The sequence below is a fragment of the Shinella yambaruensis genome (assembly GCF_022899355.1).
In the GTDB taxonomy this organism is placed as follows: Bacteria; Pseudomonadota; Alphaproteobacteria; order Rhizobiales; family Rhizobiaceae; genus Shinella; species Shinella yambaruensis.
In genome coordinates this window covers 60,796-78,767 of sequence record NZ_JALJCK010000008.1, presented here as the reverse complement: position 1 = coordinate 78,767, position 17,972 = coordinate 60,796, and the positions used below count along the sequence as shown (strand labels likewise).

General features: G+C 68.3%; 14 protein-coding genes. 1 reads left to right on the top strand and 13 read right to left on the bottom strand.

What is annotated here, in order from left to right; translation table 11 throughout:
- Positions 1-14 precede the first annotated feature (14 nt).
- From MUU56_RS19325 to MUU56_RS19315, 3 genes are read right to left on the bottom strand one after another with little or no spacing between them, the layout of a single operon-like run.
- Entirely contained in the window at positions 15-1,064 is a 1,050-nt protein-coding gene (locus MUU56_RS19325) for a glutathione synthetase (protein ID WP_244768921.1), read from the bottom strand.
- A gap of 10 nt (positions 1,065-1,074) precedes the next feature.
- Positions 1,075-2,928 carry a flavohemoglobin expression-modulating QEGLA motif protein gene (locus MUU56_RS19320; RefSeq protein ID WP_244768920.1) on the bottom strand — a complete coding sequence of 618 codons (1,854 nt, stop codon included), beginning with the start codon at positions 2,926-2,928 and terminating at the stop codon, positions 1,075-1,077.
- The gene (locus tag MUU56_RS19315; RefSeq protein WP_244768919.1) at positions 2,925-3,758 is read right to left on the bottom strand and encodes an N-formylglutamate amidohydrolase; all 834 of its coding nucleotides are present in this window, start codon (positions 3,756-3,758) and stop codon (positions 2,925-2,927) included. Before MUU56_RS19315 ends, MUU56_RS19320 begins: the two co-directional genes overlap by 4 nt.
- Positions 3,759-3,949: 191 nt before the next feature.
- Between MUU56_RS19315 and MUU56_RS19310 the strand changes: the two genes are divergently transcribed.
- Positions 3,950-4,996, top strand: a complete 1,047-nt coding sequence (locus tag MUU56_RS19310) for a LacI family DNA-binding transcriptional regulator (RefSeq protein WP_280531113.1) — start codon at positions 3,950-3,952, stop codon at positions 4,994-4,996.
- 96 nt (positions 4,997-5,092) lie between these two features.
- Here the strand turns inward: MUU56_RS19310 and MUU56_RS19305 are convergent, their stop codons facing one another.
- From MUU56_RS19305 to MUU56_RS19260, 10 genes are all read right to left on the bottom strand, one after another.
- Positions 5,093-6,682 (bottom strand): metallophosphoesterase family protein, encoded by a 1,590-nt coding sequence (locus MUU56_RS19305; protein ID WP_244768917.1) that lies wholly within the window; start codon positions 6,680-6,682, stop codon positions 5,093-5,095.
- Positions 6,679-7,320, bottom strand: a complete 642-nt coding sequence (locus MUU56_RS19300; RefSeq protein ID WP_244768916.1) for a dual specificity protein phosphatase family protein — start codon at positions 7,318-7,320, stop codon at positions 6,679-6,681. The genes MUU56_RS19305 and MUU56_RS19300 overlap by 4 nt, the downstream gene beginning before the upstream one ends.
- Positions 7,317-8,162 carry an inositol monophosphatase family protein gene (locus MUU56_RS19295; RefSeq protein ID WP_244768915.1) on the bottom strand — a complete coding sequence of 282 codons (846 nt, stop codon included), beginning with the start codon at positions 8,160-8,162 and terminating at the stop codon, positions 7,317-7,319. The genes MUU56_RS19300 and MUU56_RS19295 overlap by 4 nt, the downstream gene beginning before the upstream one ends.
- A 93-nt stretch (positions 8,163-8,255) precedes the next feature.
- Positions 8,256-9,362, bottom strand: coding sequence for an ABC transporter substrate-binding protein (locus MUU56_RS19290; protein ID WP_244768914.1), 1,107 nt, complete (start codon positions 9,360-9,362; stop codon positions 8,256-8,258).
- A 72-nt stretch (positions 9,363-9,434) separates the two neighbouring features.
- The gene (locus MUU56_RS19285; protein WP_244768913.1) at positions 9,435-10,556 is read right to left on the bottom strand and encodes an ABC transporter ATP-binding protein; all 1,122 of its coding nucleotides are present in this window, start codon (positions 10,554-10,556) and stop codon (positions 9,435-9,437) included.
- Positions 10,556-12,382 carry an ABC transporter permease gene (locus tag MUU56_RS19280; RefSeq protein WP_244768912.1) on the bottom strand — a complete coding sequence of 609 codons (1,827 nt, stop codon included), beginning with the start codon at positions 12,380-12,382 and terminating at the stop codon, positions 10,556-10,558. Before MUU56_RS19280 ends, MUU56_RS19285 begins: the two co-directional genes overlap by 1 nt.
- A gap of 222 nt (positions 12,383-12,604) precedes the next feature.
- Positions 12,605-13,405: an inositol monophosphatase family protein gene (locus MUU56_RS19275; RefSeq protein WP_244768911.1), complete on the bottom strand. Its 801-nt coding sequence runs from the start codon at positions 13,403-13,405 to the stop codon at positions 12,605-12,607.
- Positions 13,406-13,520: 115 nt separating this feature from the next.
- Positions 13,521-14,582: an ABC transporter ATP-binding protein gene (locus MUU56_RS19270; protein WP_244768910.1), complete on the bottom strand. Its 1,062-nt coding sequence runs from the start codon at positions 14,580-14,582 to the stop codon at positions 13,521-13,523.
- Positions 14,579-16,792, bottom strand: coding sequence for an ABC transporter permease (locus MUU56_RS19265; RefSeq protein WP_244768909.1), 2,214 nt, complete (start codon positions 16,790-16,792; stop codon positions 14,579-14,581). Before MUU56_RS19265 ends, MUU56_RS19270 begins: the two co-directional genes overlap by 4 nt.
- 72 nt (positions 16,793-16,864) lie before the next feature.
- The gene (locus MUU56_RS19260; RefSeq protein ID WP_244768908.1) at positions 16,865-17,893 is read right to left on the bottom strand and encodes an ABC transporter substrate-binding protein; all 1,029 of its coding nucleotides are present in this window, start codon (positions 17,891-17,893) and stop codon (positions 16,865-16,867) included.
- Between the last annotated feature and the right edge of the window lie 79 nt (positions 17,894-17,972).

Here is a 17,972-nt window from a genome sequence, read left to right as displayed (position 1 = left end):
GAGAGGCACGCCGCTCACAGCGTGGCGAGCCGGCTGTTGTCCAGCCGGCCGCCATAGGCCGCGCGCATGGCGATCTTGTCCTCCAGCGCGGCGATGACCGTGTCGGAGAAGTTGGTCTCGTAGAGCTGCGCCAGATTGCCGAGCCCGCCCGGCGTGAAGACGTTGATCTCCAGGATCTTGTCGCCGACGATGTCGAGGCCGACGAGGAACATGCCGTCCTCGACGAGCTTCGGGCGTACCGCCTCGACGACGGCGAGCATGGCGGGCGTCACCTCCACCGGCACCGGCCCGCCGCCGACATGCACGTTGGAGCGGATCTCGCCCTTGGCCGGCACGCGGCGGAAGGCGGCGTATTTGCCGTCGCGCATCAGCGGCCGGCCGTTCATCACGAAGAAGCGTACGTCGCCCTCGCTCGCCTCCGGCATGAAGCTCTGGGCGATGAGATAGCCCTCGCCGCTCACCGCCTCGAAGATCTGGTTGAGGTTCTGGTCGTCGGGCGAGGCGACCTTGAAGACGTTCTTGCCGCCCGAACCCTGCAAGGGCTTGATGATCGCCCCCTTTTTCTTCTCCCCGGCGATGAAGCCGCGGATCTCCTCGATGCTCTTGGAGACCAGCGTGGCCGGGCGCACGGAGGGCGGGAAATCCTGCAGGTAGAGCTTGTTCTGCGCCTTGGCGAGGCCGGCCGGATCGTTGACGACCAGGGTGCCCCGCAGCGCCGCAAGCCGCCCGAACAGCGCCCCGGCATGGGCCGCCCAGGGCCGGTCCGTCACGTCGAGCGAGGGGTCGTTGCGCAGGAACAGGACGTCGATCTCCGCGACGTCGAAGATGCGCGTCTCGGTATTCTCCCCCTGCAGGTCCTTGTGCAGCGTCTCCGGCTTCTTGTAGCCCGAGGAGGGCAGCACCAGCCCGCGCACGGCAAGGCTGTCATCCGCGCGCAGCACGAAATCGCCGGGCGTGACGTAGCAAATCTCGTGGCCGCGGTTGAGCGCGGCGAGCGCCAGCGTCGTCGTGGTGAACTGCGGGGTTTCGTCGGCGATCGAGTTGACGAAGAAAGCGATGCGCATGAGAGCCTCCTCAGGCGATGAGATCGAGGGGTGAAAGGCCGGCGCGCAGCCGGGCAAGGCGCTCCTGCGCGCCCTTGGCGGTCAGGAATTGCGGCGTCAGGCGCGGCGCCTTGAGCAGGCCGCGCAGGCTGAGCTCCTGCATGACGGCGAAGTGGCGGGCCGCGATCTTGCCGAGCCAGAACGGCTCGAGATCGCCGCCGCCGCGCAGATGCGCGAGGATTTCCAGGAGGCCGCGCAGGTAGACCGCATCCTTGGCAAGCCCGCCGCCGCGGTGGAGGCGAAGCGCGATGTTGAAGGCGCCGGACGGGGCAAAGCCATGCTCTCGCACCAGCAGCCGGTAGGTCTCCACGAAACCCGCCCCGTCGAGCATGGCGGCGCAGGCGACCACCCGCGCGGCGATCAGCCGGAGGCGGGCCGTCGTCATGCCGCCGACGAGATATTCCGCCAGCACCGCCAGCCCCTCCTGCGCCCCCTCGTAGCCGGCGAGACCGGAACGGAAGAGCCGCAGCCCGTGGCCGGAGCCGTTGCAATAGGTGAGGAGATGCACGCCGACCTCGTGGCTCAGCAGCGCCTCGACCCGCTCGCGCGCCATCGTCGTGGTGCGGGCGATCAGCAGCCGGTCGCTCGACACCATCAGCCCGGGCGGAAGGTCGTTGCGCACCTCGACGCTCGGCGCGAAGGCGGAGAACTGCGCGCTGTAGCGGTCGATCATCGCGCGCGCCCGCCGCTCGACATAGCGATGGTCCACCTCCTGCGGGGCGGCCTTGCGGCCGGGTTTCGCGGTCGCCTCCAGGATATCGCCGGCGACCTTCGCCAGCCGGCCGTCGACGGAGCCGTAGAGCGCCCGGCTCATCTCGACGAAGCGGGCATCCTCGCGGGCGGCGAGCATGGAGAGCTGCAGGTCCAGCTCCTGCTGCTTTTCGCCGTAGAGCCGTTCCAGCACCGGATCCTCGAACCGGTCGAGGTCAATGGAGAACAGCGCCTTCTTGCGCGCGGCGATGTCGATGGCGAGCGGGCGGTAGAGAAAGGTCGGCGCGCGCTCGCAGCCGGCCGCGCGGAAGGCTTCGAAGGCAGCATCGGCATTGATCGGTGTCACCGCGAGCAGGAAATCGAAGCTGGCGGCGATATCGTCCATGGCACGGTCGGCGCGGGTCACCGCCTCGACGAAGACGCGCCGGCCGAGCGCCCGGTGGGTGGCGGGCGCCAGCGCCGTCTCGGCGCGGGCGAACTGGCTTGCCGCACGCAGCCCGGCATCGACCAGGTGGGCGACCAGCCGGCCCTGCAGCTCGGGATAGACGGCGCGCGAGGTCGGCACCCGGTAGATCGGCGCGACGCGCACGGTGAGCGTCGGGATATCCGGCAGGCGCCGGGCAAGGCCCGCATGGGGGTCCTCGGCAAGCGTCGGCCGTGCGATGCGCGGCGCGCGGTAGCGGCCGTCGATCTTCTCCACCGCACCGACGAAGGCCGACTGCGCACGCTCCGCCGCCGCATCGGGCGAGGCCGAGACGCTGATCTCGAAGGGCGCGAGATAGGGCGTGTCCGCGGCCAACTGGTCGCGTGCAAGCTCACCGAAATCGAGCACGAGGAAGGCGCCGAATTCCTCGCGCATCCGTTCACCGACGAGGCGCACGATGGCCGCGGCGTCGGAGAGGTTTCCGGCCAGGAGATAGGCGGCATTGGCCATGGTGGCCGCGCGGGCGGCGGGAGCCGAGCGCCGGTTCACATGCACGGCGAGAAACGGCAGCGGGCGATCGAGGTGGAGCCGGCCGCGGCGCGGCAGGTCGAGCCGGACGGGAAGGCCGCGCTCCAGCGCGGCGGCGACCGCGGCGAGCGGGTCCGCCGCCTTGCGGGCACGCCCGCTCATGGCCCGTCCCCGCCCGGCATGGCCCGGAGAGCGCCTTCGAGCACCGGCAGGCTGGCGCGGATGGCGGCGCGAAAGGCATCGATCGCCTCCCGGTCCGGCGCGCCCGTCCACTCGTCCATGAAGATCTTCTTGAACTCCACGGCGATGGCGCAGCCGCGGCCAGGGAAATGCTGGTGCACGAAGCGCGTCTGCTCGCCCTTGCCGGCAAAGGCGACGTTTTCCCGGACGTCGAGCTGCCGGCCGGGGAACGGCTGCTCGCGCAGACAGGCCATGAAGGCATCGACCACCGGCGCCCAGAACGCCCTGTCCATGGAGAAGGTGCCGATATTGATGTCCGGCGCCTCCGCCTGCGCGGTCGGCGGCCCGTCGGGGCCGGCCCGGCGATGGTTGTAGCTGTGCATGTCGAGGAGGACGAAGCGGCCATGCGCACGCTCCATGTCCAAAAGCACGGCCTTCAGCATGGCATAGTAGCCGTCGTGCTGGGCAAGCAGCGTCTCCAGCGCCTCCTGGCCGGGCGGCTCGGCCCAGATGTCGAGGCCCCAGGCCTGTTCCGGGCGCAGATAGACGGCGCCCTCGCGCTGCCGGTTCAGGTCCACCTCGAAGCGCGAACGGTGGACGACGATCCGGTTGCCAATATCTTCGATGAAGGCGGCGGTGAAAGGGTCCTCCTCGCGCAGCCGGCCGGCGGCGTCGAGCTTCATGCGTGCCGCAAGGTCGCTGCGCAGCAGGTGGCCGTCGTGAATGGCGGTGCCGATGATCGGCGACTGGCCGCGTGCAACGCTCCAGAGCGCCCCTTCCCGCCGTCCATCGTTCTCGATCAGGTCCGTCATGCAGCCATAACGCGAAAGACGGATTCGGGTTCCCTTGCCGCCCGCCGGTCGGCGGAGAGCTGCTTGCACAGCCGTGCGAAATCCGGCGCGGGACCGATGGTGGGAATGGCGGTGCGATCCCGCGATTTCACGCTTTTCCGGGGAAATTCATAACGCTGCGGCTTTGCACAGGGCGAAGAGTATGCGCAAGTATGCACAAACGCATCCGGAGGCAGGAAGACGTGACGACATCCAGGTCCAGGCCGAAAAAGGCCTCGGTCAGCGCCATTCGCGTGGCCGAGCTCGCGGGCGTCTCGCGCTCGGCCGTCTCGCGCACCTTCACCGACGGGGCCAGCGTTTCGCCGGCGACGCGCGCCAAGGTGCTCGCGGCGGCGGAAAAGCTCGGCTACCACGTCAACCACCTGGCGCGCGGGCTGATCCATCACCGGTCCGGCATCGTCTGCATGATCGTGGCGGAGCTGCAGGCGCCCTTCCACTCCAATGTGGTGGAGGTCACCACGCGCAAGCTGCAGGCGATCGGCAAGGTGGTCATGGTGCTGAACACGGCCGGCCAGCCGGACAATGTCGAGGCGGCGCTGCGCCAGACGCTGAACTACCGCGCCGACGCCACGGTGGTGGTGTCCGGCGCGCCGCCCGTCTCGCTGATCGAGACCTGCATCGAGAACGGCCAGCGCGTCATCCTCATCAACCGCGACGACCCGATCGAGGGGCCGGAGATCGTGCTGGTGGACAATGAGAGCGCGGCGCGCGAGGCCTGCCTCATGCTGCACCGGGCCGGCTGCCGGCGCCTTGCCGTGGTCAGCTCGACGGCGGGCACGCCGAGCATCGTGACGCGCGAGCAATCCTTCGTCGCCGCTGCCGCCGAGCTCGGTCTCGAAGCGCAGGTCAGCCGTGCCGGGCCGACCAGCTACGCGACCGGCGCGGAAGGCGCCCGCCAGCTGCTCGGCGCCTCCGGCCGGCCGGACGGCGTGTTCTGCGTCACCGACCTGCTGGCGCTCGGCTTCATGGACGTGGCGCGGCTGGAATTCCGCCTCGACATCCCCGAGGCGCTCTGCGTCGTCGGCTTCGACGACATCCCGCAGGCCGGCTGGATCGGCTACAACCTCACCACCTTCCGCCAGCCGATCGGCGAGATCGCCGACCATATCGTCTCCATCATCGAGAAGGACGAGGCCGACCCCGCCCCGCCCAAGCGCCTGCCGACGCAGGTCGCCTGGCGCAAGAGCGTGCGGCCCTAGAATCTTTCAGGTTCATTCTGAACCAGACAGATTCTCGGTTTCTTTGTTTTCGTTTGTCTCTTCGGGAAAACCGGCTCCCACTTTTCCTGACAAACTCTAAAGCGCCCGGACGACGAGGTCGGGCAGGCTGAGGGAGAAATCCCGATTCGGCGGGCGCTCGAGATAGGCGCGCATCATGCGCAGCAGCGTGGAAAAGCGGGCCGGCAGGCCGTCGCCCTCGATATGCGGCGCCCTTGCGCAAAGGTCCCGGTAGAAGGCGAGGCGGTCGGATGCGATGTCCGCGTGGCTGAGCTCGCCCGCCTTGCGCAGCCGGTACCAGTCCTCGACGAGCTCGTTGAGGCCGAAGGCCGGCGCGCCGGCGGCGGCGAGCCCGAGCGCTTCGAGAAGGTCGGCGACCGTCGCCGTGCGCACGAACTCCACCATGTCGCGCGGCCATTCGCGCGCGAGGTAACGCCCGTGCACGAGGTTGACGAGATGGCGGCTGAGGAAGGTGCCGTGGTCGGGCGCGGAACTCGCGGCGAGCTCCGCCGCCCCTTCCCGCGCCGCCTCGGTGCGGTAGGCTGCGAAGGCCGCGTCGTGGCCGGGCACCTGCCGGAGAGAGAGCGTGCGGATCTCGCTGCGATCAGCGTAGAGGTCGACGATCTTCAGGCCCGGCCCGTAGCCGACCGGCGAGGGAACCGCGATGTTGACGAAGCGTCCCGCGCCCGTCTCGTGCCGCGCCGTGTCGTTGACATGGAGATGGCCGGAGAAATGCAGGGAAACGCCGGTCGCGGCGAAGGCGTCGGCCACCGCGGCCGTCGGCGCGCGGCGGGCAAGGCCGGTGGGGCCGAACAGCGCGACCTCCTCGCTCGACACGCCGCCGAGCGGATCGAGCGCCGGATAGTGCGAGAAGGCGACGAGCCGCTTGCCCTTCGCCTTCGCCCGCGTCGCCACGTCCGCCATCCAGGAAAAGAGATGAGCGCGATGCGCGAGCACGGCCCGCCAGCCGCCGTCGGTCGGATCGTGGAACTCTCCGGGATCGGCAAGGTCGCCCGCCCCGTCGCGCGGCACGCAGACATTGGCGTCGACGGCGAGCACCCAGAGGCCTTCCACCGGTTCGACGAGATAGGAGGAATCGATCATCCGGCAGTGCGTGCCGCCGTCCGGGCTCACCGCCTCGTAGCTGCGGGCCTCCCAGGCCGGATCGGTGCCGAAGGGGCTTTCCCAGTGCAGGTCGCCCGCCTCGGGCATGAAGCCGAGGCCGGAGAGCATGGCGAGCGCCTCCGCCGTGCCGAGCGTCGCCGCCTCCGGGCAATCGGCGCTTCTGAGGAGCAGCGACCGGCCGTCGGCCATGAGGAAGCTCTTGTCCTGCGGCCGGCCCGCAAGGGCGTAGAAATCGTGGTTGCCGGGGGTCATCAGCACGCGGAGGCCGTGGCGCCGGCGGTACTCCTCAACAAGGGCGAGCGCGGCGCGGATGTTCGGTCGCTGGCCGTCGTCGGTGAGGTCGCCGACGAGGAGCACGATCTTCACGCCGGCCTCGGCGACGCGGTCCAGCGCGGCGCGGAAGGCGGGGATGCTTTCGTTGAAGACGCGCGTCGAGGCGGCGGTTTCAGTAAAGCTGCGGATGGCGCCGGGCAGGCCGGAACCATCCGGTATCCAGGCGCAATCATGCACATGCGGATCGGCGATGACGGCGATGCGGATCATGCGGTGGCTCTTGCGGGGGCGGCGGCGCGGACGCGGTCGGCCTCGACGAGGCGCACCCAGCCGGCGGCGCTCTCGGCGGCGGCGACAAGCATGGGCTTCGGCGTCTCGTGCCATTCGTCGGGGCGCAGCTCGCGCTTCACCCGCACATGGTCGACCGCGGAGCCAAGCGTCGGGAATTCGCCGGGGATCTGCAAATGCAGCAAGAGCGCGGCGAGGATCACCGAGCGGGAGCGCCCCGCCCGGCAGTTGACCAGCACGTTGCCGCGCTCGCGCATGGGATAGCTCGGCTTTTCCGGCAGGACCTGCTGCAAGGCGCCGAGCAGCTGGTAGTAGCCGGCGAGGAACATCGTGTCGGGATTGCCGGGGCCGTCGACGATGCCGAGCTTGTAGTAGCGGATGGGCGCCGGGCCGTAGCCGACGCGGCTGTCATGCGAGACCTCGTCGGGCGCCGCGACATAGTTGAAGTCGAGGTTGACCGCGCAGTTGAGCACGGTGGAAATGCCGTTCTCGCGCAGTAGCGGCACGTCCGACGCCCCCTCGCGGCCGCCGACGAAGAGATCGACGCCGAAGCCCGGCAGGTTCTCGTAGACGCGGCTGATCGGCGGGCGATCGTAGTGGCGGGTGGGTTTGTCGGTCATGCGGTTCTCCGATGCTCTTCTTCCGCCACGGCCAGAAGGTCCGGCCCGGTCAGAAGGGGAATGCCCGTCGCCTCCGACAGGATGGCGGCGACGCCGGGCGCGGCGGCCAGCACCGCCGCGCCGTCGGTCAGCCCGCCGAGCGACAGGAACGGCCCCGTCACCCCGCCCGCCTCGCGCACGAGCAGGAGGCCGGCAAGGCAATCCCAGGAATTCATGTGCAGCTCCGCATAGCCGTCGCTGCGCCCGTCCGCAACATAGGCGAGCCCCAGCGCCCCGCAGGCGCCGCGCCGCACATTGCTGCCCGCCTCGAAGAGCGCGTTGAGCGCGCCGATATAGCGGGCGAGCGGCCGGCGGTTCGACCAGCCCATCTCGAAGGAGGTGGCGGTAATGTCGCTCGTGGCGGAAACGCGGATCGGCTTGCCGTTGCGGTGCGCCCCGCGGCCGAGGCGGGCGAAATAGACCTCGTCCAGCACCGGGTTGACGATGGCGCCGAGCTGCACCTCGCCCCTGGCGATGAAGGCGATTGCGACGCAGAAATGCGGGATCGCGCGGGCGAAATTGGCCGTGCCGTCGATGGGATCGACCACCCAGGCCTGCCGGCCGGGCTCGCCGCCGCTCTCCTCGCCGAGGAAGCCGTCCTCGGGGAAAGCCTCCGAGATCCGGGCGCGCAGATGGTCTTCCACCTGCCCGTCGGTCTCCGTCAGGTAGTCCTGCGGGCCCTTCATGCTGACCGCCTGGCCCGTCTGCCGGGCAAAGCCGGCGCGGGCAAGCTCCGCCGCCTCGCGGACAAGCGCGTGCAGGAAGGCCTCCCGGCGATCGATCGCCCCCTCGTCAATGCTCATGTGCCCTGTCTTTCCTGCCCTGTTCGTTTCCGGTTCATCATTGCCGCCGCAAGGGCGGCAGGCGGGCCGGGAAACGGCCCGCCCGTCTTTCGCTCAGCGCTTGTAGTGGACGCGCCAGAAATCCTGCCAGTCCTGCCGGCTGTCCCAGTCTTCGAGGCCCGTCGCCGGGTCGTAGTTCAGCAGGGCATCGAGATGCTTGCCGATGCCCGACGGCTCGTCGTCCGGCAGGCCGACGGTGCGGTTGCTGGACAGCTTGCCGTCCTCGGCCTGCGGCGCGATGCCCTCGGCCGTCATGGCATAGTGGACGAAGAGCTTTGCCGTGTTCGGGCTGTCCGAGCCCTTGACGATGACGCCGACCGTCGGGTTTGAGAAGCCGATGATCGGATCCACCCCGGCGCAAAGACCCAGCGAGAAGCCCTTGCCCGCATTGTCGCGGAACTTGGCCGAGGCGACGAGGCCGACGAAGGGCTCGCTCTGGCCGGGTGCGGCGACGGCCTCGGCGGCGGCGGAATCCGAATCCGTCAGCAGCGGGCCGTTGGCCGCGAGCGCCGCCACGAAGGCCTCGGTCGCGCTGCCGAGGTCGCTCTCCAGCTTCTTGCCGTACTGCTTCTCGTAGGCGGCGGCGATCTTGTCGTCGATGCGGCTGCGCATCTGGTTGAACCAGTCGGTGTAGGACGGCTTGCCAAGCGGGTCCTGCATGGCGAACTTGCCCTTCCACTCCGCCTCCGTGAGCTGCCAGATATTGGTGATCGGGCACTTGTCGTAGAGCTTGGTGTTGTAGGCGAGGAAATTGGGGCTCGACACGACGAGCAGCGGGTTGTGCGCCTCGGGCGAGATGTCCTTGGCAAGATCCGGCGGCACCCAGTTCTCCACGAAGCCGGCGGGCATCAGCTGGCCGACCACCGCCGAGGGGTCGGAGATGAAGGATACGTCCGTCTGGATGTTGCCCGACTGGGATTCGCGGATGATCGTTTCGAGCTGCGCGGTGGCCTTGGATTTCGAGCCCTCCGCCTTCAGCCCGTATTTGGCGTTGAACGCCTCGACCATGTCGACGATCTTGCCGGTGCTGTCATAGACCGACAGCGGCGGCTCCTTCTTCGCCGCCTCGATCAGCGCGTCGAGGTTGAAGTCTTCCGCCAGCGCCCCGCCGGCCATGCATAGCGCCAGCGCAGCGCCTGCCAGTAAACCGTATTTCCGCATGCTCTCCTCCTCCAGCTTCGCCCCGTCCGTCTCTTCCCATCGGATGGCGCGGGTTTCAGTTTCCGTTTCGGTTCAGGCGGCGCGCGCCAGCGTGTCGTCGGCGCCGGCAAGCCTCAGGCCCGCCGCGTCGAAGACATGCATGGCCGTCGGCCGGGCATGGACGAAGACCCGCTCGCCGCCCTTCAGCACCGGGCATTCGGTGGTGGTGGCGAAGAGGGCGCGGCCGTCGACCTTCAGTTCGATGATCCAGCTTCCGCCGGTCGGCAGGATGCCGGTGACCTCGGCCGCATGGCGGAAGCTGTCGCCGGGAACGGCAGCCTCCGAGCGCGCGATCTGCAGGGCCTCGGGCCGAAAGCCCACCGAGCCGACCCCCGCGCTCTCGCCGAGCCGACCGGCGAGCCAATGCGATGCGGCGCGATCCAGCGCATGGCCGGTCGCGGTTTCGAGAATGTTGATCGGCGGGCTGCCGACGAATTCGGCGACGAAGCGGTTCGCCGGCCGGTCGTAGATGTCGTTGGGCGTGCCGAGCTGCTGCAGCCGGCCCTCGTTCATGACGGCGATGGAGGTGGCGAGCGTCATCGCCTCCCACTGGTCGTGCGTGACGAAGACGATGGTGGTGCCGAAGGCGGCGTGGATGCGCTTCAGCTCGGCGCGCATTTCGAGCCTGAGGCGCGCGTCGAGGTTGGACAGCGGCTCGTCGAGCAGCAGCACGCCGGGATTGACCGCCAGCATGCGGGCGAGCGCCACGCGCTGCTGCTGGCCGCCGGAAAGCTGGGAGGGATAGCGGTGCCGGTACTTCTCGATGTCCAGCGCCTTCATGACCTCGGTCACGCGCGCCTCGCGCTCGGCCTTCGGCACCTTGCGCAGGCGCAGGCCGAAATCCGTATTGCGCTCGATGGTGAGATGCGGCCAGAGCGCATAGGACTGGAAGACGAGGCCCATGCCGCGCTTTTCCGGGCCGATGAAGGCGCCGCGCGCCGGGCTGTCGACGATCTTCTCGCCGACGCGGATCTCGCCGTCCGTCAGGTTCTCCAGCCCGGCGATCATACGCAGCGTCGTCGTCTTGCCGCAACCGGAGGGGCCGAGCAGGCACATGAACTCGCCGTCCCTGATGTGGAGGTCGAGGTCGCTTACCGCGTTGGGCGAGCCGGCGCCGTAGGATTTCTGCACATTGCTGAGAACGATATCGGGCATCAGTTTCCAAGTCCCTCGGCAAGGTTGGTGCGGGTGAGCCGCTGGGCGAGCACCGTGCCGCCATAGGCAAGGCCGGCGATGATCAGCACCACGGCATTGGCGGCCTGGGTGTAGTTGTAGTCGACGAGGCGCAGCGAGAAGGTCGTCAGCACGTCCGTGGCGGGCACGGCGAGGATGACGAAGAGGCTGAGCCCCTTGATGCCCGAGATGAAGGGCAGGAGGATGCCGGTGACGAGCGAGCCTTTCTGGATGGGGATGACGATGGACGTCATGCGGCGGAACCAGCCGGCGCCGACGATCTGCGCCGCCTCCTCCGGGTCCTTGCCGAGCTGCATCATGGCCGAGATGCCGGCGCGGGACGCATAGGGCATCTGGTCCGCCATCAAAGCGAGGATGAGGATCAGCGTCGTGCCGTAGAGGCCGGGGATCGGCCCGCGCTGCACGGCGAAGAGCGAGAGATAGGCGGCGGCGAAGGCGATGCCGGGCACCAGATAAGGCATGAAGGTGACCTGCCGCAGGAAGATCGCCAGCGGCCGGATGGTCGTGCGCACCACGACATAGCCGGTGAGCACGCCGAGGATGCCCGAGCAGACGGAGGCGATGCCGACGATGGAGAGCGTGTTCAGCGCCGCCTGCCAGAGATCGGGGCTGAGCAGGATGCCGGTGCGCATGGCGACCGTCGGCAGGTCCCGGCCGATCCAGTAGTCGAGCGTGAAATTCGACCAGGCGAAGCTGCCGGGCTGGTGCATGACCGTCGAGAGGGCCAGCGTCAGGAGCGGCATGCCGACGGAGACGATGAAGACGGCGGCGGCAAAGCCGCTGGCCGGCCAGCGCCAGGATTTCAGCCGCGACAGCCGGTTCATCGCGCCCTTGGAGCCGACGGTGACGAAGCGCCGCGCCTCGCGGGCGAGATGCGCGTCGATCATGATGGCCAGAACGCCGATCAGCATGATGGCGCCGGCGAGCACGCCCGCAACGCCGGTCTGGCGCGAGCCGATGGAGCGGTAGAGCGAGGTCGCCAGCACGTCGAACTTCACCGGCAGGCCGAGCACATAGGGCACGCCGAACTCGCCGAGGCACTTGGCGAAGATGAGCAGCACGGCCGACAGCAGCGCGGGGCGCATCAGCGGCAGGATGATCTGCAAGGCGACCACCCGGCCCGGCGCGCCGAGAATGCGCGCGCTGTCCTCCAGCTGGCTGTCGAAGCGGCGCAGAGCCGAGCCGAACAGCAGGATGACGAAAGGGGTATAGTGCAGCGCGAGGATGATGGTGATCGGCACCTGGCCATAGGCGAGCCAGTCCGGCGGCGACAGGCCGATCGCCTCGAACCAGCCCGGCTGGCCGCCGACGGTGCGGTTCTTGAACAGCGTGGTCCAGGCGAGCGCGAAGGTCCAGGCCGGCAGCATGTAGGGCACGATGAGGGCGGTGGCGAACCATCGGCGGCCGAACATGTCGGTGCGCGCGATCAGCCAGGCGAGCACGCCGCCGACCGACAGCGAGATGGCGATGGCGCCGAAGGCCACCTTCAGCGTGTTGAGGAGCGGCTCCCAGAAGAGATCGTGCGCGACGGGCGAGGCGAAGGCGCGGTAGAGATAGTAGGCGGTGAAGCTGCCCGTTTCGCCCGCCGTGCGCCGCTCGTCGCCGAACTGCACGGTGGCCGCATCCGAAAGGATCGACAGGATCGGCACCACGATGAGATAGGCAAACAGCGCCGCCATCAGGACGGCGATCACCGTCGTCGGCTCGCGCAGCGCCAGCCGCAACCGGTAGCGCCAGCGCGCGCCGCCAACGGGCGCTGGCGCTACAGCCGCATCAGACGTGGCCATGGAGCCCGCCTTGTGCGCTGCGGCACATTTTTCCAACCGTCTTCGCAAAGCCGTGCAATGTTTCCTCCCCTGCCGGCTTCCGCCGGCCACCGCACCGAATTCGACCAAACCGGGAATGTTTCCTCCCATCCCGGCTGGTCAGTGGGTGCAGTCAATCATTGAGGGTCGGCACTTGTCAACACAATATTGCACAGCCGTGCATTGATGTGTGAAACTGGCCGGCTAGGCAAGCCCGGCCAGCTTTTCGAGGTCGGCGCGGGCGCCCGGGCCTGCGGCGACGACCGGCGATCCTTTGGTCAGCCGTTCGCCCTCCACCGGGAAGGGGTGGTGCCAGCCGCCGGCCTCCTTCACGAGGCAATAGCCGGCAAGGCAATCCCAGGCGTGCATGTAGGGCTCGTAGTAACCGACGAGCCGGCCGGCCGCGACATAGGCGAGCATCAGCGCGCCGGAGCCGTTGCGGATGAAGGTGCCGCCGGCCTGCAGCAGCCGGCTGACGATGTCGGCCATGGCCTCCGGCGTCACATGGCTGTTGGCGCCGATGCCGGTCATGGCGTTGCGCACGTTGCGGGTGGGGTCGAGCGTCAGGACCTTGCCGTTGAGCTTGGCGCCCCTGCCGGCGGCGGCGGCATAGAGCTCGTTGTGGCAGGGCGCGCCGATGACGCCGATGACGGGCTCGTCGCCGTGCAGCACGGCGACAGAGACGCACCAGTTCGGCATGCCGCTGACGAAGGGCGCGGTGCCGTCGATGGGATCGACGACCCAGGTGTAGCCGGAGCTGCCCGCCGTGTGGCCGAACTCCTCGCCGAGGAAGCCGTCGCCGGGAAACGTCGCCGCGACCCGCTCGCGGATCAGCTTCTCCACGGTGCGGTCGGCGATGGAGACGACGTCCTGCGGGTCGCGCTTGGTCTCGATCACCAGGCTGTCGCGGCGGTTGAAGTAATCGAGCGCCATGGCCCCCGCCTCCTGGGCGATGGCCTTGGCGAGGACGAAGCGCCTGTCGAGGTCCGTCTCTTGCGACGTCATACTGATTTCCTTGGGTAAGCAATTCCAGCAAAAGTGCGAAGCGGTTTTGCGTCGGGAATTGCGTAAAAACAAAAAGATAGAGCGGTTCCGCGATTCGAGGAAAAGCGGAATCGCTCTAGTTGCTGATGAGGGCGATGCCGCGGTTCTTGAAGCCGAGCGTGGCGTTAGAGGCGGCGGGCAGGATGCGGTCGACGGCATGGTCGACGATGAAGAGCGTGCCGACATCGGTCTCCACCTCGTATTCGACATGGTCGCCGAGATAGGCCGAATGCAGGATGCGGCCGGCCAGCCCCTCGCCGCGGCCCTCGGCGAGCGTCACCGCGCCGGGGCGCACGGCAAGGCTGGCGGCGCCGGGTTTCGCCCGGCCGGCGGGCACGCGGTGCGTAAGGCTGCCGATGCGGATATCGGCCTCGGCGCCGTCGATGCCGACGACCTCGCAGGCGATGACATTCGCCTCGCCCATGAAGTCGGCGATGAAGGAGGAGGCCGGGAACTCGTAGAGGTCGCGCGGGGCGCCCGACTGGGCGATCTCGCCGTCCTTCATGACGATGATGCGGTCGGAGACGGCGAGCGCCTCGTCCTGGTCGTGCGTGACATAGACGGCGGTGAAGCCGAGGCGCTGCTGGAGCTCGCGGATCTCCGTGCGCACCCGGCGGCGAAGGCGGGCGTCGAGGTTGGAGAGCGGCTCGTCGAGCAGCAGCACCTGCGGCTCCAGCACCAGCGCGCGGGCGACGGCGACGCGCTGCTGCTGGCCGCCGGAAAGCTCGGCCGGCAGGCGCCCGCCCATGCCGGCAAGGCCGACGAGCGAAAGCCCCTCCTCCGCCTTCTCCCGCGCCTCCCTGCGCGAGAGGCCGGAGGATTCCAGACCGTAGGCGACATTGTCGAGCGAGCTCATATGCGGAAAGAGCGCATAGGACTGGAAGACCATCGAGACGTCGCGCTCGTTGGCCGGCAGCATGGTGACGTCCTTGCCGCCGATGAGGATGCGCCCGGCCGTCGGGTGTTCCAGCCCGGCCAGCATGCGCAGCGTCGTCGTCTTGCCGCAGCCGGAGGGGCCGAGCAGGGTGACGAGCGTGCCGGGCTCGATGGTGAGCGAAAGGTCGGGGATGGCGGTGAAGGCGCCGAAGGTCTTCTTCACGTTCTCGAACGTGACGGAGCCGGCTTTCTGGTTGATCATGCGGTTTTCTCCTGACGAGAGGGGGCAAGGCCGGCGACGCGGTTCTCACGGCGCAGGCGCCGGTCGCCCACGAGAAGCTGGAAGCCGGTGATGACGGTGATCATCACGACGATCAGCATGGAGGAATAGGCGATCGCCACGCCGTATTCGCCGTTCTCGACGAGGCCGACGATATAGGAGGTCGCCATGTTGTATTCGGCGCTGACGAGGAAGATGACGGCGCTGATCGAGGTGATGGCGCGCACGAAGGAATAGACGAGCGCGGCGGTGATGGCGGGCCGCAGGAGCGGCAGGATGACCTTGCGGATGGTGCGGAAGCTGCCGGCGCGCAGCGTCAGCGAGGCCTCGTCCAGGCTCTTGTCGAGCTGGCTCATCGCCGCGATCCCGCCGCGCACGCCAACCGGCATGTTGCGGAACACGAAGCAGGCGATCAGGATCAGCGCCGAGCCGGTCATTTCCAGCGGCGGCAGGTTGAAGGCCATGATGTAGCTGACGCCGATGACCGTGCCGGGAATGGCGAAGCTCATCATCAGCGCGAACTCGAACACGTTCTTGCCGGTAAACTTCTGGCGCACGATGATATAGGCCGTCAAAAGGCCGACGATGGCCGTCAGCGGCGCGGAGATCAGCGCGATCTCCATCGTCGTCCAGAACGAGTTCCAGGCGACGCCCGTCCAGGCGATGCTGCCGTCGAAGCTGATGGAGAAGGCCTTGGCGTAGTGGTCGAGCGTCAGCGAATTGTCGAGGCCCCAGGTCTTCACGAAGCCGCCGACGAGGATCATGCCGTAGACGACGAGCGTGAAGAGGCCCCAGGGGATGACGATGGCATGCACGCCGATCGACAGGCCGCGCGGCAGCGCGATATGCGCCCCGCTGTCGCCCTTGCCCGTGACGGTGGCGAAGTTCTTGCCCGACAGCCAGAAGCGCTGGGCAAGGAAGGCCGAGAGCGTGAAGACGAGCAGAACCATGGCGAGCACGGCGGCGCGCGAGGGATCGTTCTGCGAGCCGACGACGGCGAAGAAGATCTCCGTCGAGAGCACGCCGTGGCTGCCGCCGAGCACCAGCGGATTGCCGAAATCGGCCATGCTCTCGATGAAGCCGATGAGGAAGGCATTGGCGAGGCCCGGCTTCATCAGCGGCAGCGAGACGCGCCGGAAGGTGCGCCAGCGGTCGGCGCGCAGCGTCGTGGAGGCCTCCTCCATCGACGGGCTGACGCCCTCGACGACGCCGATCAGGACGAGGAAGGCGATCGGCGTGAAGGACAGGACCTGCGCGATCCAGATGCCGGTGAGGCCGTAGAGCCAGCGGCCGGGCTCGATGCCGAAAAGCTCGGAAAGTCCCTGCGTGATGACGCCCGCGCGGCCGAAGAGCAGCGTCAGCGCGAGGCCGATGACGAAGGGCGGCGTGATGATCGGCAGGATGGTGAGGAGGCGCAGGCCCTTCTTGTAGGGAAAACGCGTGCGGGTGGCGACCAGCGCGAAGGCGAGGCCGAGCAGCGTCGAGCCGAGACCGGTCATGATGGCGAGCCACAGGGTGCGCCAGGCAACGCCGCAGCGCCCGCCGCCGATGACGCAGCCAAGGCTCCAGATGCCGGGATCCTGCATGTTGCGGATGAAGCCGTCCGGATTGAACGAGCCGTCGAAATCCTGCACCGAGCCGGCGAACATGCTGCCGATCGGATAGAAGACGAAGACGGCGACGAGGAAGACGAGCAGCGAGATGGCGCTGACGACGAAGGCATCGCCCTTCATGACGCCGCGCTCCGCAAGGCCGAAGGAAAAGAGCAGCACGAAGACGACGGCCGACAGCACGGCGCCGGCGCCCATCGAGGGCTGGCCGTCCGAAAGCGCGCCGAACAGGCTTTCGCTGATCGTCCACGTCCAGCCGGAAAAGCCGATGGCAAGGCCCTGCAGCGACAGGAAGAGGACGCCGAGCGCGCCCAGCCAGGCCAGCGCGGCGCCGCGGCGCATCGGGTCCGCCATGCCGCGCGCCGCGCCGGCGAGAAGAAGCAGCAGAACGACGCCGGCTAGCCACCATCGGCCATGCGCGGCGATCTGCACGAGGCCGGGCGCGACCTCGGTCGAAAGAGGGAAACCGGCCAGCCAACCGAACCCGTAGAAGCCGCCGTCGATCCGGTACCAGGGCAGAAGGGTCAAAGCGACCGCGCCCAGGATCAGGACCACGTCCAGCCTGCGATTGCCATGTCTCATGGCCGACCTCGCTATGGTGTGTCGTTTCGGGAAGACGGCGCCCGGAGGAGACGGGCGCCGTCCATCGGGCCGTCAGTTGGCGGCCGCGCCGACTTCGCGGTCCCAGCGCTCCAGCAGCGCCTTGCGCTTGGCCGGCTCGCCATAGGTCGCGAAATCGTAGTCGATCAGCTTGATGTCCTCGAAGCGCGGCGCTTCCTTCGGGATTTCCGCGTTCTTGTTCGACGGCAGCTGGAAGGACTTCGCATCCTTCATGCGCGACTGGACCTCCGCGGTCAGCGCCCAGTCGTACCAGATCTTGGCATTGTCGAGGTTGCGCGCGCCCTTGATGATCGACATGGAGCCGATCTCGTAGCCGGTGCCCTCGCAGGGCGTGATCGACTTGACCGGGAAGCCTTCGGCCGTCTGCGCCACCGCGTCATGCACGAAGACGATGCCGAGCGCCGTCTCGCCGCGCGCCGCCGCCTTGACGGGCGCCGAGCCGGACTTGGTGTATTGCGAGATGTTGTCGTTGAGCTTCTTCAGGTAGTCGAAGGCCGGGTCCTCGCCCATGATCTGCACGAGGGAGGCGAGCGCCGTATAGGCGGTGCCGGACGAGTTCGGATTGGCGATCTGGATCTCGCCCTTCAGTTCCGGCGCCAGCAGATCGGCCCAGCAGAGCGGCTCCTTGAAGCCCTTCGACTTGAAGATCTCGGTGTTGTAGCCCCAGCCGAGCGCGCCGGCATAGACGCCGACCGTCTTGTAGCCCGCGCTTTCGGCCTGCTTCTTCGCCCAGTCGTTCAGTTCGTCGAGCTTGGGCGACTTGTATTCCAGCGTCAGGTTCTCCGAAGCGGCCTGGAGATGCGGGTCGCCCGTGCCGGCCCACCAGATGTCGGTCTTCGGGTTGCGGGCCTCGGCGCGTACCTTGGCATAGGTCTCGCCCGAGGACAGGCGCACCATGTTCACCTTGATGTCGCTATGCGCCTTCTCGAAATCGCCCTTCATCTGCTCGCAGATGACGACGTCGGCCGAGCAGATGAGGTTGAGTTCGCCGGCCGCCTGCGCCGGCAGGGCGGCAAGCGCCGTCCCGGCGAAAAGCATGAGGGAAAGGGTTGTGGTCTTCATGGGGCATCCTCCTGTTGCCTTGGTTTGAATGCTGGCGCGGACGCGCATGGCGGGGCCTTCGGGCTGCCCGCGGGCGGCT

Excerpts from the sequence above, each read along its gene's own strand:
- MUU56_RS19265 (WP_244768909.1), bottom strand. The coding sequence starts at position 16,792 with ATGAGACATGGCAATCGCAGGCTGGACGTGGTCCTGATCCTGGGCGCG.
- MUU56_RS19325 (WP_244768921.1), bottom strand. The coding sequence starts at position 1,064 with ATGCGCATCGCTTTCTTCGTCAACTCGATCGCCGACGAAACCCCGCAG.
- MUU56_RS19270 (WP_244768910.1), bottom strand. The coding sequence starts at position 14,582 with ATGATCAACCAGAAAGCCGGCTCCGTCACGTTCGAGAACGTGAAGAAG.
- MUU56_RS19310 (WP_280531113.1), top strand. The coding sequence starts at position 3,950 with ATGCACAAACGCATCCGGAGGCAGGAAGACGTGACGACATCCAGGTCC.
- MUU56_RS19260 (WP_244768908.1), bottom strand. The coding sequence starts at position 17,893 with ATGAAGACCACAACCCTTTCCCTCATGCTTTTCGCCGGGACGGCGCTT.
- MUU56_RS19315 (WP_244768919.1), bottom strand. The coding sequence starts at position 3,758 with ATGACGGACCTGATCGAGAACGATGGACGGCGGGAAGGGGCGCTCTGG.
- MUU56_RS19280 (WP_244768912.1), bottom strand. The coding sequence starts at position 12,382 with ATGGCCACGTCTGATGCGGCTGTAGCGCCAGCGCCCGTTGGCGGCGCG.
- MUU56_RS19275 (WP_244768911.1), bottom strand. The coding sequence starts at position 13,405 with ATGACGTCGCAAGAGACGGACCTCGACAGGCGCTTCGTCCTCGCCAAG.
- MUU56_RS19295 (WP_244768915.1), bottom strand. The coding sequence starts at position 8,162 with ATGAGCATTGACGAGGGGGCGATCGATCGCCGGGAGGCCTTCCTGCAC.
- MUU56_RS19305 (WP_244768917.1), bottom strand. The coding sequence starts at position 6,682 with ATGATCCGCATCGCCGTCATCGCCGATCCGCATGTGCATGATTGCGCC.
- MUU56_RS19320 (WP_244768920.1), bottom strand. The coding sequence starts at position 2,928 with ATGAGCGGGCGTGCCCGCAAGGCGGCGGACCCGCTCGCCGCGGTCGCC.
- MUU56_RS19300 (WP_244768916.1), bottom strand. The coding sequence starts at position 7,320 with ATGACCGACAAACCCACCCGCCACTACGATCGCCCGCCGATCAGCCGC.
- MUU56_RS19285 (WP_244768913.1), bottom strand. The coding sequence starts at position 10,556 with ATGCCCGATATCGTTCTCAGCAATGTGCAGAAATCCTACGGCGCCGGC.
- MUU56_RS19290 (WP_244768914.1), bottom strand. The coding sequence starts at position 9,362 with ATGCGGAAATACGGTTTACTGGCAGGCGCTGCGCTGGCGCTATGCATG.